The following is a 24,564-nucleotide window of genomic DNA, read 5'->3' on the forward strand; positions in this document are numbered from 1 at the left end:
GCCAAAGGGGTGCTCAACGCCTTTCACTGCATCACGTTTTGGGGGGTCTTCTCAGATTACAGTACCTCGTTTAAAATACTGCTTCTTTGTTCTTGTGCAAATAGGGGGCGTATTTTTTATCCATTCCGAGAATATGTTGTCTCAGCCAGTTTTCTAAAAAGTGCATGACTTCCAAGGTCAGGTTCGTCTCGCCGCCCTGGAACCGCTGAACGATATCTCTGACCTTGTCGGTCAATTTCACATGGATTTCCCTATGGGTTGCCAGTTCTGGGTATTCGGCCCTCTCCATCAGCCTTTCTTCCGCTTCGAAATGTTTTTCAGTGTAGATCAACAGGTCGGTGAGCAACCGCTCCAAGACGGTGCGACCCTGGCCCACTTGCATGGCTTCGTTGAGTTGGTTGACCATCTTGAAGAGCTTTTGATGCTGCTGATCGATGTCAAAGTCTCCCACAGAATAATCAGACTTCCACTCCATCAGGGGTTTGATGCGCCGTGTGTTCAGCGAAACGATTCCGCGGGGGGGGTGCGAACGGGCTGCTGCCTTGACTTTGGCGGCCTCTGTGGCCACGGGCTTTTGAGGGCGTAAGGTCTTCGGCGCCTCGGCCTCGGGTCCAAGACCTTTCTTTTCCAGTTGAAAATCCTCCGAGGGGCCTTGGGATTCTTGAAGGTCGAGTTCCTGGGTTTTGGCACGCACGGCGTCGGTCACGATCCCGACGACCTGAGCCAGTTGTTGAACATATTCGCGGACCAAAGCCGCCTGAGCGCTCAGTTCCTCACTGGCCGATGCCGATTCTTCCGCATTGGCCGCGTTTCGCTGAACGACCTTGTCCATTTCGGCCACCGCCCGGTTGACCTGATCGATCCCTTCAGCTTGTTCTCCGCTGGCGGCGGCGATTTCCGCGACGAGTTCGCCGATTTTGACCGCCGATTCAGTCACCTTTGCAAAGGACCGGGAAACGAGGCTCGCTGCTGCGTGCCCGGTTTGCACCTTCTGCACTGTTTCATCGATGATTTTTGAAGTGTTGCGCGCCGCCTCGGCAGCCCTCATGGCGAGACTGCGGACTTCATCGGCCACGACGGCAAATCCCGCGCCGGCTTCGCCTGCCCGGGCCGCTTCCACGGCCGCGTTCAGGGCCAACAGGTTGGTTTGAAAAGCGATCTCGTCGATGGTCTTGATGATCTTTTGTGTTTCTCCGCTGGCGGCTTCGATTTCCGCCATGGCTTTTTCAAGACTTGCCATGGCTTCCTGGGCCTTTCTGAGATCACTTCCCGAGTTCTTGACCAAGGCATCGGCTTGGGAAGCATTATCGGCGTTCTGACGGGTCATGGAGGCCATCTCTTCCAGAGCGGATGACGTTTCCTCGAGAGACGCCGCCTGCTCGGATGCGCCCTCTGCCAGCTGCTGACTGGATCCTGCCACTTGCGACGACGCGGCAGCCACCTGGTCGGCACCCTCACTCAGACCCAGGACAGCCCGAACAATGGGGTTGGCAATCCGGCGGCCAAAGAGGGCGGCGACCCCGATGCCCAGGAGGACCATAATCACCGCAACGCTCATGGCCCACTTCATCGCACGGGATCGACCTTGATCAAGCCTTTCGGCGACCTGATGCGCCATGGTCATGAGTTCGTCCTCGGCCATAGTGGTGACGACCAAATAGGTTTTGGATCCTATGGGAAGGGGCTTGTAGGCCATAAATTTCGCGGCCCCTTCAAAAGTGTATTTTCCGGTTCCGGAAGCGCCGCTCAGCCCGGCTTTGATCAGCCTAGCTAGGTCCCCGTATTTGTCTTCGGTGACCCGAACCCCGTCGGCCAACGAATACTTGGGATGGGAAACGAGCATCCCCCGGGGATCAATGACGGATGCGTAGCCCGTTTCCCCGCGCTTCCTTGACTTAAGCAGATCCCACACGACGGACCAGTCCAGGTTCACTACGACGACACCTTCCACGCGGCCTTCAGTGCGTACGGGCACTGCGACGCGGAGTTCCGGTTTTTGAGTATTTTTAGCGATTTCAACACCCGTGTTGTAGAACGTTTCCGTCTTGAGAGCTTGCTGAAACCAGTCGACATCCGCTCGAGCCCCCAAATCCTCCCGGAACACTCCGTCAACCACTTTGAGCCGTTCCATGCCGGAAGGGTCCAGGTAACGGATTTGGGCATACAGAGCTTTGGCCCCGTGAGATGTTTGTGTGACGCCGACGTGCCAGAGGGCTTTGAGTTCTTCTGCAAAATCTCTGAAGGCCTTTTCGGCGGCATCCCCGGTGAATTCGTCCCACGACCCTAGCCCCACGAGGACCCATTTCCAATCGGGATAGTGGACGAGGGAAAGAAAACGATCACGGCCGTCTGCCGTTCTGAAAGAGACGAAGGTTTCTTTCTTGCTCAGTGCGTCTTTAAGGTAGTCCCGCCAAGAAGGGATGCCGAAAACAGCCCCCGCGTCCTGTCCTTCCACGCTTCGGTCTGCATACAGGACGAGACATCCTTCCTCGTCTGCGATAAAAACAAAGCCTGTTTTGCCCAACCGGGCTTCTCTCACTAGATCTCGGATCGTTCCTATGCTCTTTTCCGGCAGGCCGACATAGAGCATTCCAATGACATCTTCAAAAGGGTTCCTGAGCGGTTTGTAGATGGTTTGATACCACTCATCGACCACAAATGCCCGACCTGTATAGGTTGTTCCCAGGGAAACAGTGGTCACGACGGGATTCGGCGTGCCGTCCGGGTTCACGGCGGGAATGAAAGTGCCCACGGCGCGTTGACCTTGGGGATTCTTCACGGTCGTTGCCACGCGGAGCATATCGCCGGAGTCGTTCATTTTTTGGAAGATCGTGCAGGTGCTCCCCGTGAGTTCCGTGAGCTCATCCACGACGAAAGCTCGAGTGTCGAAGTCGGTTACCGGATACAGGAGCTGGGACCCCAGACGCATGAGCGGGAGATCGACGGTCTGGGTTTCTTTGGTGAACTGATTCACAGCGTTCCATCGGTAAGTTGAGTCGGAAAGGTCCGGCTTTCCGTAACGCTGCACCAAAGCTTCGGCCAGTTTGATGTCGTTTTTGAGCTGTCTTGAAACGGCTTGGCGTTCTGAATCAAAGACCGATGTGATTTGCTTGAGCTGACCCATGGCCTGTGCTTCCACCGCCGAACGCAGCTCCGCCTGGGTTCCCCTTTGAATGGCCACATAGTGGCGAAGATTCGGGGACGCCGCGAGACGCCGGGCATCATCTTCCACTTTGGACACAACCCCGCTGACCACGCCATGGTCCGCCTCGAGAAGCGCTGTAAGATAACGTGCGGCGTCTTCCTCGAGCACCGTGTTCAGGTAATGGCCGATGTCCTTGGATTGTTTGAGAGACAGGAAGGTGTTGACCGCAGTGTTTGTCACCAAGGGCAGGGCGACGAGACCGACGGCCAGGACGATGAGCTTCGCTTTCAGGCTGAGATGCATCTGTGTCACTCCTCCGTCTGATGATTCACACGTGTTTCGATCGCTGCTCCCAGGAGTTTTCCAAAGAATGGGCCTGCCTTCCCTTGCCTGCAGGACGTTGGCGGCGCCGGCATCGATGAGGCGCCGAAATGCAGCCGAGGGATCAGCAGCAGCCGCGTGCTTGGACCGAGCCCAAACTTCTGTCTCCCTTTGGTCCCGGGCAGGTCCTGGGAAGTGCCGAAAAAAGCTCATCTTAAGTTTCGGAAAGGTCCATGGAAGACTTTAAGGAAAAAAGAACTGGGGCAGGCGACATTTTTTCAACGCGGTGCGGCGGGTTTTGTGGTAGGACTCATGATGGCGTCCACTCTGTTCGGCGTGATTTCAGCGCTGGGGGGCGACGCGACTCCGTAACTCATATCCAGAGGAGAAAACCGAGGATGGACCTGGAACAATTGTACGATCTGCCGTCTTGGGAATGGCCCGAAGGAACCGCGGAGAGGTTGTTGGCATTGGTGCAAGACACCAAAGCGTCGGCGGCGGATCGCGAAATGGCGGCCGAACTTTTGTCCGACATCTCTGTGATGAACGATGCCGTTGCCTCCGTGCTGCTCAATGTGGCCTCCGATCACGATGAGGATCCGGGGGTTCGGAGTATGGCGGCTGTGGCCCTTGGGTCGGCCTTGGAATATGCGGACGTGGAAGGCTTTGACGATTCCGAGGAAGATCCTCTCTCGGAGAGAGTTTTCCAGAAGATACAAAAAAGATTCTACGAACTTTATCATGATCCGCGCACACCCACCGACGTCCGGCGCAGTGTGCTGGAGGGATCGGTGAGGGCGCCCCAGGAGTGGCATCGACAGGCCGTGGCCAGTGCCTATGCCTCCGGGGATGACGGCTGGAAACTTACCGCCGTCTTCGCCATGCGTTGGGTTGACGGATTCGAGAAAGAAATTCTGGAATCCTTGGAATCGGAGGACCCCGAGATTTTTTTCCAGGCCGTGTGTGCCGCAGGGGCGTGGGGACTGCCCGAGGCCGCGCCTGTGCTGGAGAGGTTGTTGCGCCTTGAAGAAATCGACGAGGACCTTCTTTTCGCCGCCATCGAGGCCGTGGCCACCGTCATGCCGGAAAGAGCGCCGGAAGTTTTAGGCGATCTGCTCAACAGCGACGATCCGGACGTTGTGGATGCGGTGGAAGAATCCCTGGCACGGGCCAAGAGTATCTTGACCTTGGAGGAGGGCAACGGCAACGGCGCAGCGAGGGAGCGCTGATGACAAGATTTTTGCAGGGCTGCCGCGAAAGGAAGAATCATGGCTCGAAAGAAGCGCATCCGATGGACATGGGAGCCCGACCGCGGGCTTCTGGGATGGGAATATGTGCGCAACGGGTTTGTTCTGGCTTCCAGTGAAGGGCACCGTCCCGTGGGGGAATCTCTGGCCGCGTTGATGGACATGGTGAGTCAACTGGACGACGAAGGTGAGGAAGCGGAGGCCCATAGGATTATGGAAGAGTGGGTGTCCATGGCTTGGTCAATCCGCCATGAGGTGGCTCCCGTGGTGAGGGAAGCTATCGAGGAAGCCTGCCATGAATGGTGGGAGGCCGGTGCCGAGGAGGATGGGGACCTGCCATGAAAGCCTTTGGATGATCTTGTCAGGGCGCTGACTTTCGAGGTATGGGGTGCAGCGTTGGGCAAACTTTTCATCTAGAACGAAAAGACAAGGAGGAGAGGGCATGCGACGAGGTTTATGGTGCGGGCTGTTGATTGGCGTGGCTTTGGTCGTGGGCGTCATGAGTCATGGAGTTCTGGCTGCCGACAAAGTGTACATCAATGGCATCGATGCCAACTTTCCACCTTTTGCGTACATCGATAAGGACGGCAAACCCGCCGGTTTCGATGTGGAAGCGCTCGACTGGATTGCCCAAACCATGGGGTTCCAAGTGCAACACAAAGCGATCGACTGGGATGCCATCATTCCCAGTCTGACGGCACGGAAGATTGACGTGATCGCTTCGGGGCTGAGCGTCACCGAAGAACGCAAGAAACAGATCGACTTCACCATTCCGTACTGGGAAATCAAACAGGTTCTCGTGGTCAAGAAGGATGCGAACCTGACCCTGGATCAGGTCCTAGGCGGTGGGCACAAAGTGGGAGTGCAACGGGGCACCTCGGAAGCCAAGTGGATGAAGGAGAACCTCATCGACAAGGGGAAAAACTTTGAGTTGGTCTACTATGATTCGGGGCCGTTGGCTGCCGAGGATGTGCTGAACGGAAGAATTATCGCGGCGGCCATGGACGATGCGCCGGCCCATGAAGTGGTTCGAGAAAAGCCTTTGAAGATCTTGGGCACCTTCGGCATGCCGGAAGAAACTTTCGCTTATGGCGTGCGCAAGGGTGAACCCGAATTCTTAAACATGCTCAATGAGGGTTTGCAAAAATTGATGAAATCTCCCAAGTGGCAAGAACTTAGGGAGAAATATCAGCTCTAGATCTTTTCCGAATATGGGCCGGCGGGTGGGGCCTTGAGAGGCCGACGCCTCACCCCGGCCGTTTTCGGGCGGAAGTAGGGGCACGGCATGCCGTGCCCCTACGGTTTTTACCCAAGAGGGCTCGAGCGCTCTTCAAAGAGATTTCCGCAGACTGCTTTTTGCCACGTCGATCAATTCGTTTCTAAAAAACACGGTAGAGAAAAAAGCTGTGGGGCGAGAAAGAAATTTTTCCGATCAGAGACTGACGCCAGAAGTCATTGCTGTGCTTCGAGAGGTGCTCGGGGACGAGGTCGTCTCCACGCATCCGGACAAATTGAATGAATGCGCGGAAGATGCCTCACACACCCGAGGGTTCCCGTCAGCGGTGGTGAGGGCGCGTCACGAAGAGCAGGTCGTGCGCCTCATGGAGTGCGCCAACCGATTTCGCTTTCCGGTCACGCCTCGGGGGCAGGGAACGGGATTGGCCGGGGGGGCAAGTCCTGTTCACGGCGGCGTGGTTCTCGACCTCTCCGCGATGAACCGCATTCTGACCATTGATCCGGTGAATCTCATCGCCGTGGTGGAACCCGGCGTAATAACCGCCGAACTCAAGCGTGCCGCCAAAGCCCACGGCCTGTATTACCCTCCTGATCCGGCGAGCATTGAAACATGCAGCATTGGTGGAAATGCGGCGACTAATGCGGGCGGCCCTTCTTGCGTGAAATATGGGGTCACCCGAGACTACGTCCTCGGGATGCATGTAGTGCTTCCCACAGGGGCGTTGATTCGCACAGGGGTCAGGACGCGCAAAGGCGTCGTCGGCTATGATCTCACCCGGTTGATCGTGGGGAGCGAAGGTACATTGGGGGTCATCACCCAATTGATTTTGAAGCTGATCCCGCATCCCCCGGCGCTGACAACCCTGGTGGCACTCTTTCCCGACATGTCTCGCGCGATGAGCGCTGTTTCCGGGATCCTCACGGCGGGTCTGGTGCCGTCGGCTTTGGAGTTTCTGGACCGTCGGTGTCTGGAGCTGGTGGGCGATCTATTGCCGTTTCAGGAAGCTCAGGGAGCCGGGTCTTTTCTGCTTGTCGAGGCCGATGGGCATCCCCATGTGATTTCCCAAGAAATCGAGCGAATGGGGCACGCGTGCCTGGAACATGGGGCCTGGGAAGTGCTCATGGCGCCGGATGCCGCCAAAAGGGAGCGAATGTGGTCGGTGCGGCGGGAAGTGTCGTTGCGCATCGAACACAGTGCCGCCGTGTATATCCCCGAAGACGTGGTCGTGCCCCTAGGTGAAATCGCGGGATTTGTCCAATGCATTCCTGAAATGGAAAAACGGTTCGACTTGAAGATCTACTGTTTCGGACATGCGGGAGATGGCAATATTCATTTGAACATCACTGCCTGTGAAGGATCTCGTGCCGAACGCGTGGAGGAAGGTGTGCGGGCTTTGCTCGCCGAGGTGGTCCACCGTGGCGGGACGATCTCCGGGGAACATGGCGTGGGTGTCGCCAAACAACGGTACCTCCCTATGGAGCTGGAACCGGAAAGCATCCGGCTCCAGATGGCCATCAAGCGAGTCTTCGATCCCAATTTTGTCCTGAACCCAGGAAAAATCTTTCCGTGGGGAGAAGAAGCGAGGAGGGGATGACGGTGGCGTTGGAACGATCCGCTCTGAAAGCTGCAGGCAAAAGGTACCGGGAAGAAGGGATCAGCCGAAGGGTTCGCGGAATCGCCGTTTCGGCCATCAAAGAGATGCCCCTCTTGGCCCAGAACGTTCCCGGCTGCATCTCCTTAGGCCAGGGGATCCCTTCGTTTGCTACACCGGAGCACATTGTTGACGCGGTCTGTCGGCACCTGCGAGAAGACTCCTGGACGGGAAAGTACAGCCTGGGACCTGGCTTGCGCGAATTGCGGCGAGCCTTCGCGGACATGCTGCGAAGAGAACGTGGGGTTTGTGTCGATCCCGAAACGGAAATCTGTATTACCGTTGGCGCTATGGAAGGTTTATGCGCTGCGGTGCTCACCCTGGTGGACCGCGATGACGAGGTTCTCCTCCCGTCGCCCAACTACGCGTCTCACATCGAACAGGTCCTGCTCGCCGAGGGCCGTCCGGTCTTTTTTCCTTTGAGGATTGAGGATTGGCAGTTGGATGTGGACGCTCTTCGTCGAGCCGTAACCTCACGGACGAAAGCGCTCATCATCTGTCATCCCCACAATCCCACAGGTGCGGTTTTCTCGGAGGAAGATCTTCGGGTTGCGGCCGAATTGGCTTTGACCCATGGTTTTTTCATCATCTGTGATGAGACTTATGACTTTTTGACCTACGACGGAAGGCCTTTTTTCAGCCTGCTGTCCATCCCCGATCTGAGGCGGCAACTCATCGGGGTTTTTAGTTTTTCCAAAAAATACGCCATGACCGGATGGCGGGTCGGTGCCGTCGTGGCCCATCAGGAAATTTTGGACCATGTGATGAAGGTTCACGATGCCGCCGCCATTTGTGCGCCGACACCGTCGCAAGTGGCGGCTTTAGCCGCGTTGGAGGGGCCGCAAGGTTGTGTCGCGGAATTTCGCGAGATCTTGCAGAGCAGGCGGGATCGGGTGTGCGGGCATTTGGATTCCATGGCGTTCGGGGTGTCCTACATTAAGCCCCAAGGAGCTTATTACATCATGGTGAAATTCCCGCCGCACCTTGGGGACTCCATGAACGTGGCCCTTCGACTCCTCTACGAAGCGCGGGTCATTACCATTCCGGGCGGTGCCTTCGGCCCTGGAGGAGAGGGACATGTGCGGCTTTCATTCGGGGGTCCTGAGGCCGAATTGGATGAAGCCATGGGGCGTCTGGAGCGGTGGTTTCGAGAAAACGCGCCTTGATGAGACAAAAACGCCTCGGCGCAAGGCACCGAGGCGTTTCGTGGCTACTGAGGAACGTGTCGCCTACGAATAACGTGGACCGCGAGAAGGGCGGCTGGGCCGAGGCTTGGCCTGGTTGACTTTGAGAGTGCGGCCCTTGAGGTCTGCACCGTTCAGGCCCTTGATGGCCTTATCGGCGTCGGCGTTCAGTGGCATTTCCACAAAGCCGAACCCCTTGGATTGTCCCGTCTGACGATCAACGATGATGTTGACGCTGCTCACCTCACCGTACTTGGCGAAGGCGGCCCGCAAATCGTCTTCCGTGACGCTGTAGGCGAGATTCCCGACGTAAAGATTCATGTTGTGTCCTTTGCGCGTGGTTTCATGAAATGGAGGGGCCGGCCGATTCCAACCACGAGAACGAAGGACCGACCCATCACCGACCCTCGGTGACGCTTCATCGCATCCCGGAAAACGCGGCAACGGCCGGCTCGAACGCGAAGAACCATGCATGGCGGGCTTGGGTGGATAGGGCATGCCGAGAATGGTTCCGTGGCGGTCTTGGTCTGCCAGGATGTGCGACGAGCTTCGCATAGAAACGCGCTCCTGTCAAACATATTGCGATGCCCATCACAACACGAGGCTTTCTCCCGGCTTAAGAAGCACAACGTGCGTCGAGGTTTCCTTTTCCACCAGCTCTTTCCACGCAGCCGGATCTTGATGGATGATGTCAAAGGTGTCGTAGTGAATGGGCAGCACCTTGGCCGGCTTGATCAGTTTGACGGCTCGTAGGGCATCCTCCGGACCCATGGTGAAGTTATCTCCGATGGGCAAAACGGCCAGATCAATCCCCTCTTGGCCGATAAGAGCCATGTCGTAGAAGAGCCCGGTATCACAGGCATGGTAGATCTTAAGGCCGTCCACCGTGAAAAGAAATCCGCACGGGTTGCCGCCGTAGGACCCGTCAGGGAGAGCCGATCCATGGTGGGCGATGGTCAATTTCACGCGCCCCCATGGGTGGTTGGATCCACCGCCGATGTGATGAGGATGAAGCTTTGTCAGCCCCTGCTTGGAAAGCCAGGTGGAGATCTCAAAATTGGAAATTACCGTGGCTCCCGTGCGTGTGGCGATGGCCACGGTGTCTCCCAAGTGATCCCCGTGCCCGTGGGACACGAAGATGTAGTCGGCGGGAACATGGTCGGGACTTATGGGAGCCAGAGGATTTCCCGTCAAGAACGGGTCGATCAAAAGATGCGTCCCGCGGGTTTCTATGAGAATACACGCATGGCTGTACCACGTGACGGTCACGCTCATAAGGGCCTCCCTTTTCTGAGACTTTCTAAAGGGTTCATCTCCTCGGGTTTCAAACCCGATGATTTTTGTGTACCCCCGCTGTCAACGAGCGCATCATTGACATAAACGGGGTGCAATGACAAGATTTCATCCGCTGACACCTTCGCATTGTCGAGTGGGAGTGACGGAAATGATGCGCAAAAGGCACATCGTGCTCTACGCCCTAGGGATTGCCTTACTCGTTTATGCTGTGGTCAATGCGGTCTGGACAGGAAACCTGTTGTGTCGTTCCTTTAGCTGTCAGGCCCTTCAAGAAGGCGCCCTATGGTGGGCCGGGGCTGTGTATGGAGCCCTGCTACTATGGGCCTTCCGCTACGGCCGAGTCCCTTTAGGTGTTCTCGTCGTCGTGGGCATGGCCGTTGAAGGCTTCCTGGTGTTGACCCAAGTGCTCCTGAACCTTTATTGCCCCGCATGCCTAGGGTACACGTTCATGTTTGTCCTATGGGTGATCCTTGCCCGTCCTGAAATTGTTCCCGTCGCCAAGAGAGCCGCGTGGGGTGTGGCGGCCGTGACCTTATGCGCGGCTCTCGCCATCGTCCCTCTTGCACGGGCCGTCTGTACGTGCAGTGATACGCCTTTTACCACCGTGAGCGGGGACGACCAAAACTTGTACCTCTTTTTTGAACCCAACTGCAGATACTGCCACAGTATTTTGGAAATGCTCGAAAAGATGGCGTCCCGAGATCGGGTTCGTTTATGTCCCGAGGCCTGGAGCCTGGGTTCTGTATGGAAATTGGTTCAGAATCATTGCCGCACCTGTGCCTCGTGGCCGGACAAGTTTCGGTGCGTCATGTCCACCCTGACCGTGGTTCGTGCCAACAATGCATTCTGCATGGAAAGGGGATTATCCCATGTTCCCCTCGTTGTCCATCAGGGGCGGATCGTCGCTGGACCTGAAGTTCCAGGCTATCTCCTGAGCGCCCTGAATGTTTCCTTGAGGGGCTCTGACCCTCAGGATCTTTTGTTCCCGACGGACTCGGGCGGCAGCTGCACCGTGAATGCCTGCGATTGAATCACCGTCCAAACCGCTCGTAGCTGACTTTTAAGCGCGAGGCCATGACGCGGGCCAAACGCCGAACCACGAGCAAGCCATCCTTGGGGTTTTCCTCAAAGAGCTTGAGGAGTTCACCGCCGTCGAGTTTGAGGACCGAGCTCGGCATGGTGCTTTCGCAGGTGGCCGTGTAGGTGCGGGGCTCCACCAGAGCGGACCAGCCGAAAACGGCCCCTGGTTCGCCGATGGGAAAGGTGATGGGAGCGGCACCCCCTGTCGTGAGGGCGACTTGCCCTTCCTTCAGAACGTAAAGAAATGCGGCCGGATCCCCGGCTCGGAAAAACACATGCCCTTCCGGAACGTGGTCTTCTTCGGCCATGTCGTGAATCCGATTCAACAGTTCAGGATTGACTCCTTCGAAAATCTCCGCTTTTCTCAAGAACATGGTCACCCTCCCTTTGTGCGTTGACATACTCCCCATGGCCTCCCCGGGGAGCCGGTGGAGAAAAACCGCTCTTGGCCGTTGACCATTTGAGAAAAAAAGAACTAAAATGCCCTTAACTCGGGAATCAGGAGGTGTGAGGGCACCTCCTGGTGACTCCCCCATGCCTCTTTACCTATGCCCATGTTCGCGCTCTTTGTCGAGTGTCTTATACGGTGACGGTGCCCTCATCCTGAGACCTGAGCCCATGACCGCGGCCTTTTCGTTCAAACCGAGAGGCGACATCCTGCGGCCACACGTGCGGAAGGGCCGAGAAGAAGGCTGAGGCGGTCCGATCGCTGCGACGGCGACGGTAAATTCTCTGTGAGAGGGGGTGGGAGACCGGGTTCGTCACTGGGCTGGAGGACCTGCCTGCTCCACGCAAGGCACGAGAGACACGACGGCGAGACAGGAGAGGTGGATCATGGCTGAAATCGGGCATGGCGGCAAAGAAATCGTGGAACGGATTCTGGACCCCAAAGACGCCCCCGCCAAGGTGCGGGGACTCAAACAGGTGCCGGTCCGGAGTCAGATTGCCAACGAAATCATCGGCATCGCTTACGGGTTTTTCTGCCCTTTGACCGGCTTTATGGGCAGGGAAGATCTGGATTCCGTGGTCAAGAGCATGCGCCTTAAGGATGGGACCATCTGGAGCATTCCCATCTTGTTTGACCTATCCGATCAAGAACTATCCGACTACGGCATCAAAGAAGGGGATACCATTTGTCTGACCTATCATGGCAACCCCATGGCCATTTTCGAAATCAGCGAGATCTACTCTTACGACAAGGAGGCCATGTGCAAATCCATCTTCGGGACATCCGAGGCCAAGCATCCCGGATGTGCCCGAACCTACGCCTACAAAGATAAATTTCTGGGCGGACAGATCACCCTGGTCACCCCGCCCAAGATCAATCCGCCCTTTGATCCCTACTTCATCCCCCCTCTGGAAATGCGCAAACGTTTCAGAGAAAAGGGCTGGCAGCGGATCGTCGCCCATCAGACCCGCAACGTGCCCCACACCGGCCATGAATGGTTGATGAAGGGGGCATGGTTGCAAACCTATGCGGAACTTCCCATTGAAAAACCATTAGTGGGCGTCCTAGTAAACGCCATTATCGGGGAGAAACGCAAAGGGGACTACATCGACGAGGCGATCATCCTGACGCAGGACGAGTTGCGCAAATCGGGCTATTTTGGGGATCATAACCACATGACTTCCTTGACTTTCTGGGATATGCGCTATGCCGGACCCAAAGAAGCTGTTTTCCACGCGGCCTTGCGCACCAATCTTGGGCTCACACACCACATGTACGGCCGGGACCATGCCGGAGTTGGAACATACTACGGACCGTATGACGCGCATCATTTGCTGGCGACCGTGCAAGACGAGCTCAACATCACCCCGGTCTATTCCATGAACTGGCTATACTGTCCGCACTGTGGAGAAATCACCAGTGAAGGGCTGTGCAATCACAAAAAAGAGTGGCAAAAATTCAGCGGGACGTTGATTCGCAGCATTGTCGAAGATGGGGTCAAGCCTCCTCGGCTGATTTTCCGGCCGGAAGTGTTCGATCTGGTCATGGAATGCGCCGAGAAATACGGTTTCGGGTCTCCGTTCGTCACCGATGAATATCTGGCAAAGAGGACGCCCGTTTTCACGATTCCGCCTTTGGCGGGCTGACAGGAGGTGAGGTTATGGCCGAGGAAAAGTTCCCCATCAACATTTGGGTCAATGAAGAACGTTACGAAAAGCTCAAAGAAGCCGGCTTGGCCCACATGTGCGAAGAAATGCTGGCCGGCATGAAGGTCATTCGCGTCTACGCCAATGCGGCCCAGCGGGATAAGATACTTAAGGTTTTTCCCACGGCAAAATTTGATTCGGCGACCACCAAGAGCATTGAGCTGCTTCCCAGGAATGTTAAGGACAAAATCTTTGACATCGTGGTGGAGAGAAAAAGTGTGGATGTCCTCGACGAGTTCTTGAGCGGATACTAAGTGAAAGCTAGTGTGCGCGCCGAGGGCTTCGAAGAAACACCAGACACGAGAGGCCGGGAACACGAAAGACGGTGCCGGGCGATGATAAGCCCCGGACCGTCCCTTTCCCGGCAAGAAACTATTTAGACCTCTCTGGAGAGGGGAGCTGTTCGTCGTCTCATGAAAAGAATGTGGGCGCTAAAGCCGGGCAGCACAAAGTCGTTTCATCCTCCCTCGGCCCACGATGACTCTGCCCTGCGAGCATGTCCTCTAGGCGAAGAAGATCCTCCAGGGTCCAACGGCTAAGCTTCTCATACAAGGTTTGGGACAATTCCTGCCACACCAGTCGGGGAGCACATCGGGGTGCTCGGGAACACAATTCCGGTTGCGAGACGCACCGGACAAATTGCCGGCCTCCTTCCAGGACGCCGATAATTTCATCAAGAGTAATTTCTTGGGGACTCTTCGCCAACCGATGACCACCCCCGCGACCGCGTACGGTTTCAATGATGCCTGCCTTTTTTAAGGTCAAAGCGATTTGTTCCAGGTACTTGACCGAGATCCCCTGATCTTTGGCGATCTCTGCAATTTGCACCGGACCTTGGGTGGAAGAGCGGGCAAGAGACATCAAAAGTCGCGTTCCGTAACGGCTTCGCGTGGAGAGGGTGACCATGGGGCTGGCTCCTTGTTCCGCATGTTTCTGAAAATCATAAGGTCCAATCCAAGGCGGCGGCATCGGCCGCAAGCACGCACAGATTCAAATTACGCATAACGTATTTTCTATGGAGAAAGCAAGAGCTCAGTTATCGGGTCCCTGGAGGGGTTTCTTCGGCGTATTTTTTCAGCTTAAGCTTCAGTGTGCGGCGGGTAATCCCCAGACGGCGCGCCGCTTCGCTCTTGTTTCCTCCTGTTTCTTCCAAGACTTTCTCGATAAGTCGCCGTTCCATTTCCGCCAGCGTCATGGCCGACCCCGGTTCGCCGTTTTCGAGGGCGGCCTCGTCCTCCTGACGTGAAGCTTCGGGGGGGGCAAACCGTTGCAGATGCAGGGGCAGCTCAGCCTCGGTGACGTAGTCGCCTCGCAGCAGGATGACGGCCCGCTCCATGACGTTTTCCAGTTCCCTGACATTCCCCGGCCAATCGTACCTGAGCATCAGGTCCATGGCCCGGGGCGTAATTCCCCGAACGGTTTTCTTGTTCTTGGAAGAAAAACTGCGCAGGAAATGGTCCACAAGGACGGGGATGTCCTCCTTACGCTGGCGAAGGGGGGGCATTTCCACGGTGACGACGTTGAGCCGGTAAAAGAGGTCTTCCCGAAAGGTTCCTTCCCGGACCATGCCTTCCAGGTCCCTGTTCGTCGCGGCGATGATCCTCACGTCGACCGTAATGGGCTGGTCGCTGCCGACCCGCTGGATTTGACCGTCCTGAAGAACTCTCAGCAGTTTCGCCTGCATGGGCAACGACAACTCCCCCACCTCGTCAAGGAAAATCGTTCCGCCGTCAGCTTGAGCGAAACGACCGCGGCGGGCTCTTTCCGCACCGGTAAAGGCCCCTTTGTCGTGCCCGAACAGTTCCGTTTCCACAAGGTTTTCGGGAAGAGCAGCGCAGTTGACTTCAACCAGGGGTCCATGACTGCGTCGGCTGTTGGCGTGGATGGCCCGGGCCACCAAACCCTTCCCCGTGCCGCTCTCCCCGGTGATGAGCACCGTGGCTTCACTGGGCGCCACCAAGGCCAACAGTTCCACAAGACGTTCCATGGCGGGGCTTTTTCCGATGATTTCCGGCAGACGGAATCGAGCAAGTTGTTCACGGAGCTCTTGGTTTTCAGTGCGCAGCTGGGTGTGTTCCAGCGCACGATTGAGGGCCAGGCGCAACGCATCAAAATCCAAGGGCTTGGTCAAGTAGTCGTACGCCCCGGCTTTCAGAGCTTCTACGGCCGATGGAACCGACGAGAATGCTGTCAAAATGATGACCGGCAGAGCGGGATTGTATCGGTGAATATGGCGGGTCGCCTCGATGCCGTCCATATCCGGCATGCGCACATCCATAATCACGGCATCGAACGGCTGCTCTTGCACTTTATGGACCGCCGAAAGTCCCCCGTCAGCCTCATGGACCCGGTATCCCCATTCGCCGAGCAGCGTGGTGAGCATCAGGCGATGAGCCGGGTCGTCATCGACAATGAGCACATGAGCGGACACCTGAGGTTTCATTGCCATTCCTAGCACCCAAAAGTCTCAACGGTTTTTGACCCCTAAGAGGTTCTCGGCAAGCGCACACAGGTCACTGAAGGCGGGTCTTCGTCCTTTCTGGGCTGTCGTGCGGGTTTTCCCCCTGGGATCGATGGTCCTGGATCGAAAGATGCACTCCATCGGCGCACAGGACGTCTTGAGGAATCCGGATGACGAAGCGTGCGCCGTCGGCTCCTGCCTTGTCCACAAGGATATCTCCCCCATGAGCCTCCACAATCTTGTGGACAATGGCCAATCCCAGACCTACCCCATTGGGCTTGGTGGTAAAGTACGGGTCAAAGATGTGACCCAAAGCGTCCTCGGGAATGCCGGTACCGGTATCCTCCACGTCCACTCGAAGGACCCCACGCTCCATGAAAGCGCGCACGGTGAGGCGTCCTCCGCCCTCCACCATGGCCTGAATCGCATTCAAGTAAAGGTTCAACAGAACCTGGGCGAACCGGTCGGCGTCCACAACGGCTTCCAAATCCGGTGGGACGATTTCCGTGGTAAGACGAACGCCCGCGTGGTGCGCCTCCCGTTCCACGAGTTTTACAGTGTGTTCGATAACTTCCTGTAATCGCACGGGCCTAAGGTCCAATTCGGCGGGTCGGGCGAATTCCAGGAGTTCAGAGATGACGCGGTTCAGACGATCGACCTCGTGGGTCATGGTTCGGGCGACGTCTTGAGCCGTGGAATCGTGGGCCACTTTTCGAGCGAGGATGGCCGCAAACCCTTTGATGGAGCTGAGGGGATTGCGGATTTCGTGGGCCACTCCAGAGGCGAGTTTGCCCAAGGCCGCCAGGCGTTCGTGACGGCGCAATTTTTCTTCCAGGGTTCGGACAGCGGTCATGTCCGACAGCAAGAAGGCGAAGCCGGAGGGCGATGAGTCCGCGTCCTTGACAACGGTGGCATGGATCAGAAGCGGCCTTGATTGACTCGGCCCGGCGTTGTGAATCATGTTGTCTTCGATGGGATTTTCGCCCTTTTCCAATCGCTTTCGCAGGGCTTCCAAAGCGGGGAAGGCGTCCAGCGTGCCGCCGGCTCTGATCTCAGGGCCCAGAAGTCGTGCGGCAGCCGGATTGGTTCTGAGGATGACACCCTGGGCGTCCGTTGCAATCAGGCCGACGGGCATGCGTGAAAAGATCGCGTCTGTCATCACCTGCATGCTGCGCAGAGACTTTCGGGCGAGGTGGTAGCCGTGAGCCCAGAATAGGGCGATGAGACCTGTGGCGCCGAGGCAGAAAAGGATGGCCAAAAGGAACGCATGATGGATGATGTCTTGTCGTATAGCCTCTTGGAGGGGGGAAGCATCCAAACCTACCACAAGCCGCAAAGGACCCGCATCTGGGAAGGGATTTTGCCAATGGCTCCACTGGCCCATTCCTGAGCCACGGTTGAGGCGGCCTTCTCCGCATGGGGCGGAAGAAGTTCTTATACAGTGAGCCCAGGGCTCGTAAGCTCGAACGACCTCAAAAGCCCTTTTCCCTTGAAAATCCGAAAAGGACTGTCCGTCCGTTTCTGCGGAAGGGTTGGGAGGGATTTTTTCTCCGACTTCTTCCGAATGGCTGGAAACCAGGACGCGTCCTGACGAATCCACAAGACGGATGTAAAGGATGTGAGGTTCCTGTGCCGTTTGTTCCACGAGCATTTGCAGATGGCCGCGTCCCCATCCCATGCGACCCATCATCCCGGTTCGGCTTCCGGCTTCGAGGGACTCCATGAGCGTGTGCGCCTGGGTGGATAGAGACATTTCCATGAGTCGCTGTTCTCGTTGCACGTTTCTAAACGCGACGACGGTCAGAATCACCGCGAGGAGTCCTGCGGATCCAAGGATGAGCCACGGCGACAGCCACGGCGAAACCTCGGAAGGGGTCGGCTTTTTTTTCAATCGAGGCAGTCGCAAGCTTTTCATCACTTTCATTGACTCCCCAAATCAAGGAGATGCCAAAGCGGCGAACACCAACACCAAGACTTTTTTGGGCTTTATGTGTCCGACCGAATACTGTCAAAAAACAGGCCAGTACCCACTTCCCTTCCCATGCCAAAGTTGAGACGGCGCCAAGGCCGGCCCGGAGCGTCAAAAAATCCCAAGCTTTGCCGGATCGGCGGCATTGCCTTCTCGATAGCATGAAAGCCCCGCCGATGCCTTAGGGGGTAATTTTCCCACAGCTTAAGAATTATTGGAGCACAGCATCCGGTGCCATTGCTCCACAAAGGCGTTCCGCATCTGGCAATTTCTGCCCCACACTTCCCCTGAGTCCGTTTGATCCAGGAGAAAGCGTTGTGGATTTTCTTTATCCACGTATCATCAGAATGTCACCCTAGTGGGGTGATTTTTTTCTTGTCTTAAAAGCCTCAAGTGCCGAATAAGGACAAGAGACACAATAATGGCTACGATAGCAAATCATTCCTAGACAAGACAGGCTTTGCGATGACCGATAAAGACATCACCATGGCGCATGCCAACGGGTCGCTCAAGGACGAGGTCCGTCAAGTCGTGCGGACGCTGGAATGTCTGCCGTCGGCCCCTGCCGTCGCCACCAACATTCTCAACGCCTTGACTCAGGCGAGACCGGACGTGGAGCGGGTGGTCAAGCTTTTGGAGACTGACCAAGGTTTGGCCATGAAGCTCCTCCGTGTCGTCAATTCCAGTTACTACGGGCTTCGCAAAACAGTGTCCACATTGCGACGTGCCGTGACTCTGCTAGGAACCGAACAACTCCGATGCATTTTCCTCAGTGTGACCGTTTCCGAATCACTGATCAAGGAACTGCGGCGTCGGGCGCGAAAAGACCAGCAGGCCTTGTGGGAGCATTCTCTTGCCTGCGCGGTGTGTTGTGAGTTGTTCGCCGAAAAGGTCATGCCGAACCGATCGTCGGAAGCCTTTGTCCTCGGATTGTTGCACGACGTGGGCAAGCTGCTTTTCCTCGAATGCGCGGCCGACACATATTCAACGGTAGAAAAGGTGGCTCGGGAACGGTCTTTAACCATGGCGGCGGCGGAACAGGAGATCATGGGAGTCGATCATCCGACGGTTGGGCGATGGCTCGCAGAAAAATGGGAACTGCCTCCGATTCTCACTTTTCCGCTATGGTGGCACCACCACAGCCCCGATGTCCTCTCGCTCATGGACATTCCAGACCCGGAGATCCGAGACCTCAGTGTCTTGGTCAATCTCTCTGATCATGTGGCCCATGAATTGATGGCGGACGCGGTGGCCGTGGAACTGTACCGGAGTCCAGATCCGGCGCTCTTGGAATACTTTCGTTTGAGCCCATTGGACTGCGATCACGTCAAGAGCCGGATTGCCAAACGTTACAGTGCCCGCACCGCCCTGCTGGATTTTGAGCAGGATGAGCTGTCTTTTTATTTCAGTGCCCTGCAAAGAGCCAATCAGCATCTGTCCCGCATGGCTTCGCACGGTTTACGCATGGAAAAGGCACACCAAAGCCAACGGGAGGTCGAGGCTTTGGATGCCCTCGAGTCCGTGTTGCCGGGCCTTCAAGATCTCCCGACTGTGCTGGAGAAGACGGCCGGGCGCGTGTCGGATTTTCTCGGCGCGGACCATGGGGTCATTTACGTATGGGACGATGCTGGAGCCACAGTTTACGGGTGTGGGTGGAAAGGAGGAGATGCGGGGCGGTCTTTCGTGTTGTCAAAAGAAGAAAAAAAAGGCCAAGATGTTTTCGCGGGCATGCCTTCGGAAGTGCGCCAGATCATGGGCAGTTTTCGAAAGCGCTACAGTTTCACCGCTGGCGGGGCGGTGATGGACCGTCGTGTGCAGTACCATCCGCCCTACATTGCTGTGCCTATCCTTGTGGAAGATCGGGTGGTGGGGGAAATCATCCTCCATGAGGAAACACTGCTCTTGGAGGAACCTCAGGCGGCTCGCCCGGTTTCCGTCTATGAAAAGCTCGGCCGCGTCGTGTCGTCCGCGGTGCGCCAAATCCGGCTCGTGGAAAAATCGCGTGACCTCACCGACAAGCTTTCCGCCGCCCTGGCTCAGGCCGGCCGCTTGATGAAGGAGCTCCGACAGGCTCAAGCGCTCTACAGGGAGGAAAAGGAACGTCTTGCCGTGACGCTCAAAAGCATTGCCGAAGCGGTGATCGCCACGGACATGACGGGAAAGGTGGTTCTTCTCAACGGGGCCGCCTGCGTGTTGTGCGGAGTGGAAGAAAAAGATGCGCTGGGAAAACAGGCGAGAGAACTCCTGCATCTGATCCGCCAACCGTCTCATGAGCCGCTCCCGGACCTGGTATCCCTTGTTCTGGAGAAAAACGGACCTGTGGAATACACCAACGAAGTGGCCCTTTTGACATCAGCGGGCGCGCTCAAGCCCGTGGCTTGGTGCGGCGCCCCCATTGTGGATCACGAAGGTCGGAATGTCGGCGTCATTTTTGCCCTGCGCGACCTCACTGACCAGAAGAAAATGGAAGCGGAGGTGCTTCGCGCCCGGAAGCTGGAATCCCTCCGAATTTTGGCCGGAGGCATCGCTCATGACTTCAACAACATCATGATGGGAATCCTCGGAAACCTCAACATGGCCCGCATGTTCCTGAATGATCCGGATAAGCTCGAATCTCGCCTTGTGGAAGCAGAAAAAGGTGTACATCGCGCCAAGGACCTGACACAGCAACTGCTGAGTCTGGCCAAAGGCGGGGCTCCCGCCAAGAAAGCGACGTCCATCGCCAAACTTCTTCGGGAAACCGCCGATTTCGTCCTATCCGGGTCCAACGTCCACGTGCATTTCGATATCCCTGAGGACCTTCATCCCGTGGAAGTGGACGTCGCGCAGATCAATCAAGTGATCAGCAATCTGTGCATCAACGCCAAACATGCCATGCCTGAAGGGGGCGCATTGTGGGTCTCTGCGGAAAATTGTGAAGTGGGCGAAGGTTCCGGCCTTCCTGTGCCCGAAGGGTCATATGTGCACGTGGCCTTTAGGGATGAGGGGACGGGGATCAAGGCCGAGTATCTGGACCGCATTTTCGATCCTTATTTCACAACCAAGGATCGAGGCAGCGAGAAAGGCACGGGGCTTGGTTTGGCCATCGTCTATTCGGTGATGAAGCGTCATGGAGGATGCGTGACTGTGGAGTCGGAGGAAGGCAAGGGGGCGGTATTCCACTTGTATTTACCCGCAGCCGATTCTCCTCCACGGGAAGTGCCGCATAAGCATAAGCCGGTTGAAAAGGGCTCCGATCGGATCTTGGTCATGGATGATGAAGAATCTGTGAGGAACATCGTTAAAGAAATGTTGACCCACTTGGGTTACGATGCCGATCTTGCCAAAGACGGTCAGGAGGCTCTCCATAAATACAAAACAGCATTTCATCAGGGCACGCCTTACGCGGCGGTCATTTTGGATCTCACCGTTCGCGGGGCGATGGGGGCCAAGGAAGTGTGGGAAAGAATCCGAGCATTGGATCCGGAGGCCAAGGCCATCGTCTCCAGCGGAGCTCTACAGGATGAGATTGCGGACCGGTACCAAGAGATGGGATTTTTAGCCGTGGTGACGAAGCCCTTCACCATTCGAAAACTTGCGGCCACCCTCCAGAGGGTCATGCATGGGGTGGATCGGCGGCGTTGTGAACGGAAGAAAGTTCAGCATGAATTGGCCGTCGAAATGACAGACGGCTCGTTTACGGCCAGGACCGTAAACCTCAGTGAAGAAGGGGTGCTTATCGACTGCGAGACCTCTATGGACCCGGACAATCTGATTTTTCTAAGTTTTAAAAAGGGCCATGAGCATGACAGACGGCTTACAGGCCGGGTCGTCTGGTCGCGGAGGAACGCCACCAACGGACATGGCGGATCGCATTTTGTGGGCGTGCGTTTTGAGAATATGACTGAGGAGGACAAAGAATTCGTGCGCCGACTCATAGAACAGTAATCATAAGATCCATGAGAAACCGGCGGCTTCCCTGTCTGATCTTCTTTTCGATTGCGAGCCTGATCCCGATGTATACATATTGCATGCTTTTCAAGAACACCACTTGTTGTCGCTTCAATAGCGTGGTCAACGGTTTATTTAGTCTTACGAAATCTTCCTGAATCCGTGCGATTTCCGCCATTGGTCCATTGTTTTGTGGTCACGATTTGGAATCGATGCCAGCCTGATACCCCAGGGGCGGACCCCGTGCGTGCCCTGAATCGGTGCGGTCCGCTGGATCAGGGCGCAGCCGGGTATCGTGGCGACCACGCGGGGCCGCTCTTACGAGGACAACAGTCCCGTGGATAGGTTTTGGCACGACGATAAGCCTAAGTCCGAGGAACGAGACCGCGTGGGCTGACTTTCAGGCCTCCGCATCGATGCCCCTGCCGGCTCAAAATGAACAGGGGACCCCATAGCATAAAAGAGAGGTAAATTCGTAATGGTATCTTCGGTAAGATACTCTTATGCATAGACGCAATCTCACGGACGGAGGATCTCGCGTGCAGTCTCACGATTCCATCCCTCTCGTTTGGCGGGAAATTCCGTCTATATTCCAAAGTCCTAGCACTCGTGCAGATAGCGGAGCGATGATGAAAACACCCTTCGTTTCTTGATGCCCGCGCAAACAGGCGGAAAGCATCACGAGAGTGCCGAAAAGAGCGCTCCGAAAGCCAAATGGCGATCACGTCGAAATGCTGGTTTTCTGGATTGAGAAAGCGGCGGCAACGAGAAGAAAGGAGAGCAGATCTACTGTGCCTGGTTCACCGGCAGTCCCGCCCCAAGGCTGAGCGAAATTAAACGCGGCCGTTCTTATTGCCGAGCTCCCATCTCAGATAATCGCTTTCAGTGCCGGATGTTCTTTTGTACCCGACGCCCAGATCAGCCGGGTGGCGACGAAATGCAGCGGAATGGCCAGGCCGGGTGGATGCGGTTATTGGGGGAGTCTTTATGCCTTTGACTGTGTACGCAACTTACCAGATCAATATACCAAAATATCCAGTGAGAAAATTTACCGAAACATAAAAAAATAGAGACCAAAAATAAGTTTCAAGGCGGCAGTCTGAAGCGTTTAATGAGCGATGCATCTATCCGGGCGCCGACTACTGTTCCTGCGGCCAGTGGGAACCCTGCGCCTATGTCTACAAGCCCTTGATGTAGTTTAATACCTCCCCCCGCAATTGCCGAAGGCATTATTGCCGCCGGCGATGTTCCCGTGGTGGCATCGACTCGGACGCCCCCGTGGTCGCCGCGATACCGGGCTGCGCCCTGATCCACTGGACCGGAATCATTCAGGGCAGGCGCGGAAACCTGCGCCTATGGTGTCCAGGCTGGCATGGATTCCAAATGATGACCACGAAACAATGGACCAATGGAGGGGATCGTGCGGGTTCAGGACTCGCTCAATAACGGCGCATCCGCTCATGTGCATTACAGTTAAAGAAAATACAAATTACGGATTCAGCCTTCGATGCGCGCACGAATTGGGTGATAACAATCGGCTTAGACATAGATTAACTATGGCTACGGGGAATAAGGAGCGTTTTCTTTTGACTCTCAGTTAAGTTGGATGCACAGTGGCTGGGTGCGTGACTTTGGTCCACGGACATTGTTTCGGGCCACGTTTTTCTTTTTGTTTTTGTGAAGCGTCGCGAAAAGGTATGGCGGGTGTCGATAGGTGCCATGGACATGGGGATTTCGTGTTTACACAATCAGACGTTCTATGGATCATGGGCGGTGGGGGCGGTCCGTGAGCGCCGGCTTTCGTTCTGAGGAAGTCCGAGGCTCGATGGGCAAAATCTATCTCAAGTTGATCATTACGGCTGTTTTTTGGGGAGGCACCTTTATTGCCGGCCGATTGATCGCTCAGGAAGTGCCGCCGTTTTCAGCGGCCTTTCTTCGCTTCGTCTGGGCTTGTCTCTTTCTTTTTGGTTTTCTTTGGATCCGTGGGGTTCGGGTCTCAGAGCACCGAAAACACCTGCTGACCTTCATGGTTTTGGGACTCACGGGAATTTTCGCCTACAACGCTTTTTTCTTTTCCGGGCTCAAGCGCATTCCCGCAAGCCGAGCGTCTTTAATCATCGCCTGCAATCCGGCGATGATTGCTCTTTTTTCGTCAGTGTTTTTCAAAGAGCGGCTGGGAGCGGTTCGGGCTGGTGGGGTCGTCCTTTCCGTGGTCGGCGCCCTGACCGTGATTTCCAGGGGAAATCCCGTAGCCATGTGGGATGGCGGGATGGGTCTGGGTGACGTCCTGATCCTGGGGTGTGTGGCGAGCTGGGTGACCTATTCCCTAGTGGGTAAGACGATCTTGAAGACGGTATCCCCGGAAATGGCTGTCGCCTACTCGTGCTTCACCGGAACCCTGTTGCTGGCCATTCCGGCTTCTGCAGAAGGCCTCTGGACGCACCTGTGGTCCTACAGTCTCGGGGCATGGGCGAATCTTTTTTATTTGGGATTTTTCGGCTCTTTTCTAGGATTTCGGTGGTATTACGAAGGCATTCAGGCCATTGGGCCCTCCAGGGCCGGGGTGTTTATCAACCTCGTGCCCTTAAGTGCTGTGCTGATGGCGGTGCTGTTCCTTGGGGAACGCCTGGATCTCTCTTTGCTTGCCGGTGGTCTCTTTATCTGCATCGGGGTGACGCTGACAAATCGGCATTGAGACATGATTTTCACGGGTCGTTGTCTTCCTCTTGTCATCCCTTGATTTCCCGCGCGATTGTCCTCAGCTGTGCCGCAAAGGCGGGGCTGGTTTTCATTCGGGATTCCTTCGGTGAATGAAAGCCCGAAATCATCGAGCTGATCATTCCAGGACGGGGCGCTGCGTCTGGGCCTTTATCAGGATCTGGAAAAAAT

Annotated in this window: 17 protein-coding genes; 10 read left to right on the forward strand and 7 right to left on the reverse strand. The window is 56.2% G+C overall.

Annotated features, from left to right (window positions below; all coding sequences use genetic code 11):
- Positions 1-70 precede the first annotated feature (70 nt).
- Positions 71-3,448, reverse strand: a complete 3,378-nt coding sequence (locus ACZ5K9_RS14370; RefSeq protein ID WP_464272015.1) for a bacteriohemerythrin — start codon at positions 3,446-3,448, stop codon at positions 71-73.
- A gap of 416 nt (positions 3,449-3,864) precedes the next feature.
- Between ACZ5K9_RS14370 and ACZ5K9_RS14375 the strand changes: the two genes are divergently transcribed.
- The 5 genes from ACZ5K9_RS14375 (at position 3,865) to ACZ5K9_RS14395 (ending at position 8,767) form a co-directional block, all read left to right on the forward strand.
- Positions 3,865-4,695: a HEAT repeat domain-containing protein gene (locus ACZ5K9_RS14375; RefSeq protein ID WP_464272016.1), complete on the forward strand. Its 831-nt coding sequence runs from the start codon at positions 3,865-3,867 to the stop codon at positions 4,693-4,695.
- Positions 4,696-4,734: 39 nt separating this feature from the next.
- On the forward strand, positions 4,735-5,055 hold the full coding sequence (locus tag ACZ5K9_RS14380) for a hypothetical protein (protein WP_464272017.1): 321 nt from the start codon (positions 4,735-4,737) through the stop codon (positions 5,053-5,055).
- 100 nt (positions 5,056-5,155) lie between these two features.
- Entirely contained in the window at positions 5,156-5,911 is a 756-nt protein-coding gene (locus ACZ5K9_RS14385) for an ABC transporter substrate-binding protein (protein WP_464272018.1), read from the forward strand.
- Between the two features lie 208 nt (positions 5,912-6,119).
- Entirely contained in the window at positions 6,120-7,544 is a 1,425-nt protein-coding gene (locus ACZ5K9_RS14390; protein ID WP_464272019.1) for an FAD-binding oxidoreductase, read from the forward strand.
- On the forward strand, positions 7,541-8,767 hold the full coding sequence (locus ACZ5K9_RS14395; RefSeq protein ID WP_464272020.1) for a pyridoxal phosphate-dependent aminotransferase: 1,227 nt from the start codon (positions 7,541-7,543) through the stop codon (positions 8,765-8,767). Before ACZ5K9_RS14390 ends, ACZ5K9_RS14395 begins: the two co-directional genes overlap by 4 nt.
- 63 nt (positions 8,768-8,830) lie before the next feature.
- Here the strand turns inward: ACZ5K9_RS14395 and ACZ5K9_RS14400 are convergent, their stop codons facing one another.
- Complete coding sequence (locus ACZ5K9_RS14400) at positions 8,831-9,106, reverse strand: RNA recognition motif domain-containing protein (protein ID WP_464272021.1); 276 nt, start codon at positions 9,104-9,106, stop codon at positions 8,831-8,833.
- A gap of 270 nt (positions 9,107-9,376) precedes the next feature.
- On the reverse strand, positions 9,377-10,060 hold the full coding sequence (locus tag ACZ5K9_RS14405; protein ID WP_464272022.1) for a metal-dependent hydrolase: 684 nt from the start codon (positions 10,058-10,060) through the stop codon (positions 9,377-9,379).
- Between the two features lie 169 nt (positions 10,061-10,229).
- On the opposite strand from ACZ5K9_RS14405, the gene ACZ5K9_RS14410 reads away from it, so the two are divergent.
- Entirely contained in the window at positions 10,230-11,111 is an 882-nt protein-coding gene (locus ACZ5K9_RS14410; protein WP_464272023.1) for a hypothetical protein, read from the forward strand.
- Between the two features lies 1 nt (position 11,112).
- Here the strand turns inward: ACZ5K9_RS14410 and ACZ5K9_RS14415 are convergent, their stop codons facing one another.
- Complete coding sequence (locus ACZ5K9_RS14415) at positions 11,113-11,535, reverse strand: Crp/Fnr family transcriptional regulator (RefSeq protein WP_464272024.1); 423 nt, start codon at positions 11,533-11,535, stop codon at positions 11,113-11,115.
- A gap of 460 nt (positions 11,536-11,995) precedes the next feature.
- On the opposite strand from ACZ5K9_RS14415, the gene sat reads away from it, so the two are divergent.
- Both sat and ACZ5K9_RS14425 read left to right on the forward strand, forming a co-directional pair.
- Complete coding sequence (gene sat, locus ACZ5K9_RS14420; RefSeq protein WP_464272025.1) at positions 11,996-13,255, forward strand: sulfate adenylyltransferase; 1,260 nt, start codon at positions 11,996-11,998, stop codon at positions 13,253-13,255.
- 14 nt (positions 13,256-13,269) lie between these two features.
- On the forward strand, positions 13,270-13,569 hold the full coding sequence (locus ACZ5K9_RS14425) for a DUF6955 family protein (protein WP_464272026.1): 300 nt from the start codon (positions 13,270-13,272) through the stop codon (positions 13,567-13,569).
- Positions 13,570-13,726: 157 nt separating this feature from the next.
- Here the strand turns inward: ACZ5K9_RS14425 and ACZ5K9_RS14430 are convergent, their stop codons facing one another.
- The 3 genes from ACZ5K9_RS14430 to ACZ5K9_RS14440 all read right to left on the reverse strand — a co-directional run bounded on the left by ACZ5K9_RS14430 (position 13,727) and on the right by ACZ5K9_RS14440 (position 17,700).
- Entirely contained in the window at positions 13,727-14,221 is a 495-nt protein-coding gene (locus ACZ5K9_RS14430) for an RrF2 family transcriptional regulator (protein WP_464272027.1), read from the reverse strand.
- Between the two features lie 130 nt (positions 14,222-14,351).
- Entirely contained in the window at positions 14,352-15,758 is a 1,407-nt protein-coding gene (locus ACZ5K9_RS14435; protein ID WP_464272028.1) for a sigma-54-dependent transcriptional regulator, read from the reverse strand.
- A 70-nt stretch (positions 15,759-15,828) separates the two neighbouring features.
- On the reverse strand, positions 15,829-17,700 hold the full coding sequence (locus ACZ5K9_RS14440) for a two-component system sensor histidine kinase NtrB (RefSeq protein ID WP_464272029.1): 1,872 nt from the start codon (positions 17,698-17,700) through the stop codon (positions 15,829-15,831).
- Positions 17,701-18,210: 510 nt separating this feature from the next.
- Here ACZ5K9_RS14440 and ACZ5K9_RS14445 point away from each other — a divergent pair.
- Both ACZ5K9_RS14445 and ACZ5K9_RS14450 read left to right on the forward strand, forming a co-directional pair.
- Positions 18,211-21,672, forward strand: a complete 3,462-nt coding sequence (locus tag ACZ5K9_RS14445; RefSeq protein ID WP_464272030.1) for an HDOD domain-containing protein — start codon at positions 18,211-18,213, stop codon at positions 21,670-21,672.
- 1,828 nt (positions 21,673-23,500) lie between these two features.
- Complete coding sequence (locus ACZ5K9_RS14450) at positions 23,501-24,370, forward strand: DMT family transporter (RefSeq protein ID WP_464272031.1); 870 nt, start codon at positions 23,501-23,503, stop codon at positions 24,368-24,370.
- Positions 24,371-24,564 lie beyond the last annotated feature (194 nt).

Source organism: Desulfosoma profundi, assembly GCF_055387865.1.

Excerpts from the sequence above, each read along its gene's own strand:
- ACZ5K9_RS14450 (WP_464272031.1), top strand. The coding sequence starts at position 23,501 with ATGGGCAAAATCTATCTCAAGTTGATCATTACGGCTGTTTTTTGGGGA.
- ACZ5K9_RS14405 (WP_464272022.1), bottom strand. The coding sequence starts at position 10,060 with ATGAGCGTGACCGTCACGTGGTACAGCCATGCGTGTATTCTCATAGAA.
- ACZ5K9_RS14370 (WP_464272015.1), bottom strand. The coding sequence starts at position 3,448 with ATGCATCTCAGCCTGAAAGCGAAGCTCATCGTCCTGGCCGTCGGTCTC.
- ACZ5K9_RS14430 (WP_464272027.1), bottom strand. The coding sequence starts at position 14,221 with ATGGTCACCCTCTCCACGCGAAGCCGTTACGGAACGCGACTTTTGATG.
- ACZ5K9_RS14380 (WP_464272017.1), top strand. The coding sequence starts at position 4,735 with ATGGCTCGAAAGAAGCGCATCCGATGGACATGGGAGCCCGACCGCGGG.
- ACZ5K9_RS14425 (WP_464272026.1), top strand. The coding sequence starts at position 13,270 with ATGGCCGAGGAAAAGTTCCCCATCAACATTTGGGTCAATGAAGAACGT.
- ACZ5K9_RS14395 (WP_464272020.1), top strand. The coding sequence starts at position 7,541 with ATGACGGTGGCGTTGGAACGATCCGCTCTGAAAGCTGCAGGCAAAAGG.
- ACZ5K9_RS14385 (WP_464272018.1), top strand. The coding sequence starts at position 5,156 with ATGCGACGAGGTTTATGGTGCGGGCTGTTGATTGGCGTGGCTTTGGTC.
- sat (WP_464272025.1), top strand. The coding sequence starts at position 11,996 with ATGGCTGAAATCGGGCATGGCGGCAAAGAAATCGTGGAACGGATTCTG.
- ACZ5K9_RS14435 (WP_464272028.1), bottom strand. The coding sequence starts at position 15,758 with ATGAAACCTCAGGTGTCCGCTCATGTGCTCATTGTCGATGACGACCCG.
- ACZ5K9_RS14400 (WP_464272021.1), bottom strand. The coding sequence starts at position 9,106 with ATGAATCTTTACGTCGGGAATCTCGCCTACAGCGTCACGGAAGACGAT.
- ACZ5K9_RS14410 (WP_464272023.1), top strand. The coding sequence starts at position 10,230 with ATGATGCGCAAAAGGCACATCGTGCTCTACGCCCTAGGGATTGCCTTA.
- ACZ5K9_RS14445 (WP_464272030.1), top strand. The coding sequence starts at position 18,211 with ATGACCGATAAAGACATCACCATGGCGCATGCCAACGGGTCGCTCAAG.
- ACZ5K9_RS14440 (WP_464272029.1), bottom strand. The coding sequence starts at position 17,700 with ATGAAAGTGATGAAAAGCTTGCGACTGCCTCGATTGAAAAAAAAGCCG.
- ACZ5K9_RS14415 (WP_464272024.1), bottom strand. The coding sequence starts at position 11,535 with ATGTTCTTGAGAAAAGCGGAGATTTTCGAAGGAGTCAATCCTGAACTG.
- ACZ5K9_RS14375 (WP_464272016.1), top strand. The coding sequence starts at position 3,865 with ATGGACCTGGAACAATTGTACGATCTGCCGTCTTGGGAATGGCCCGAA.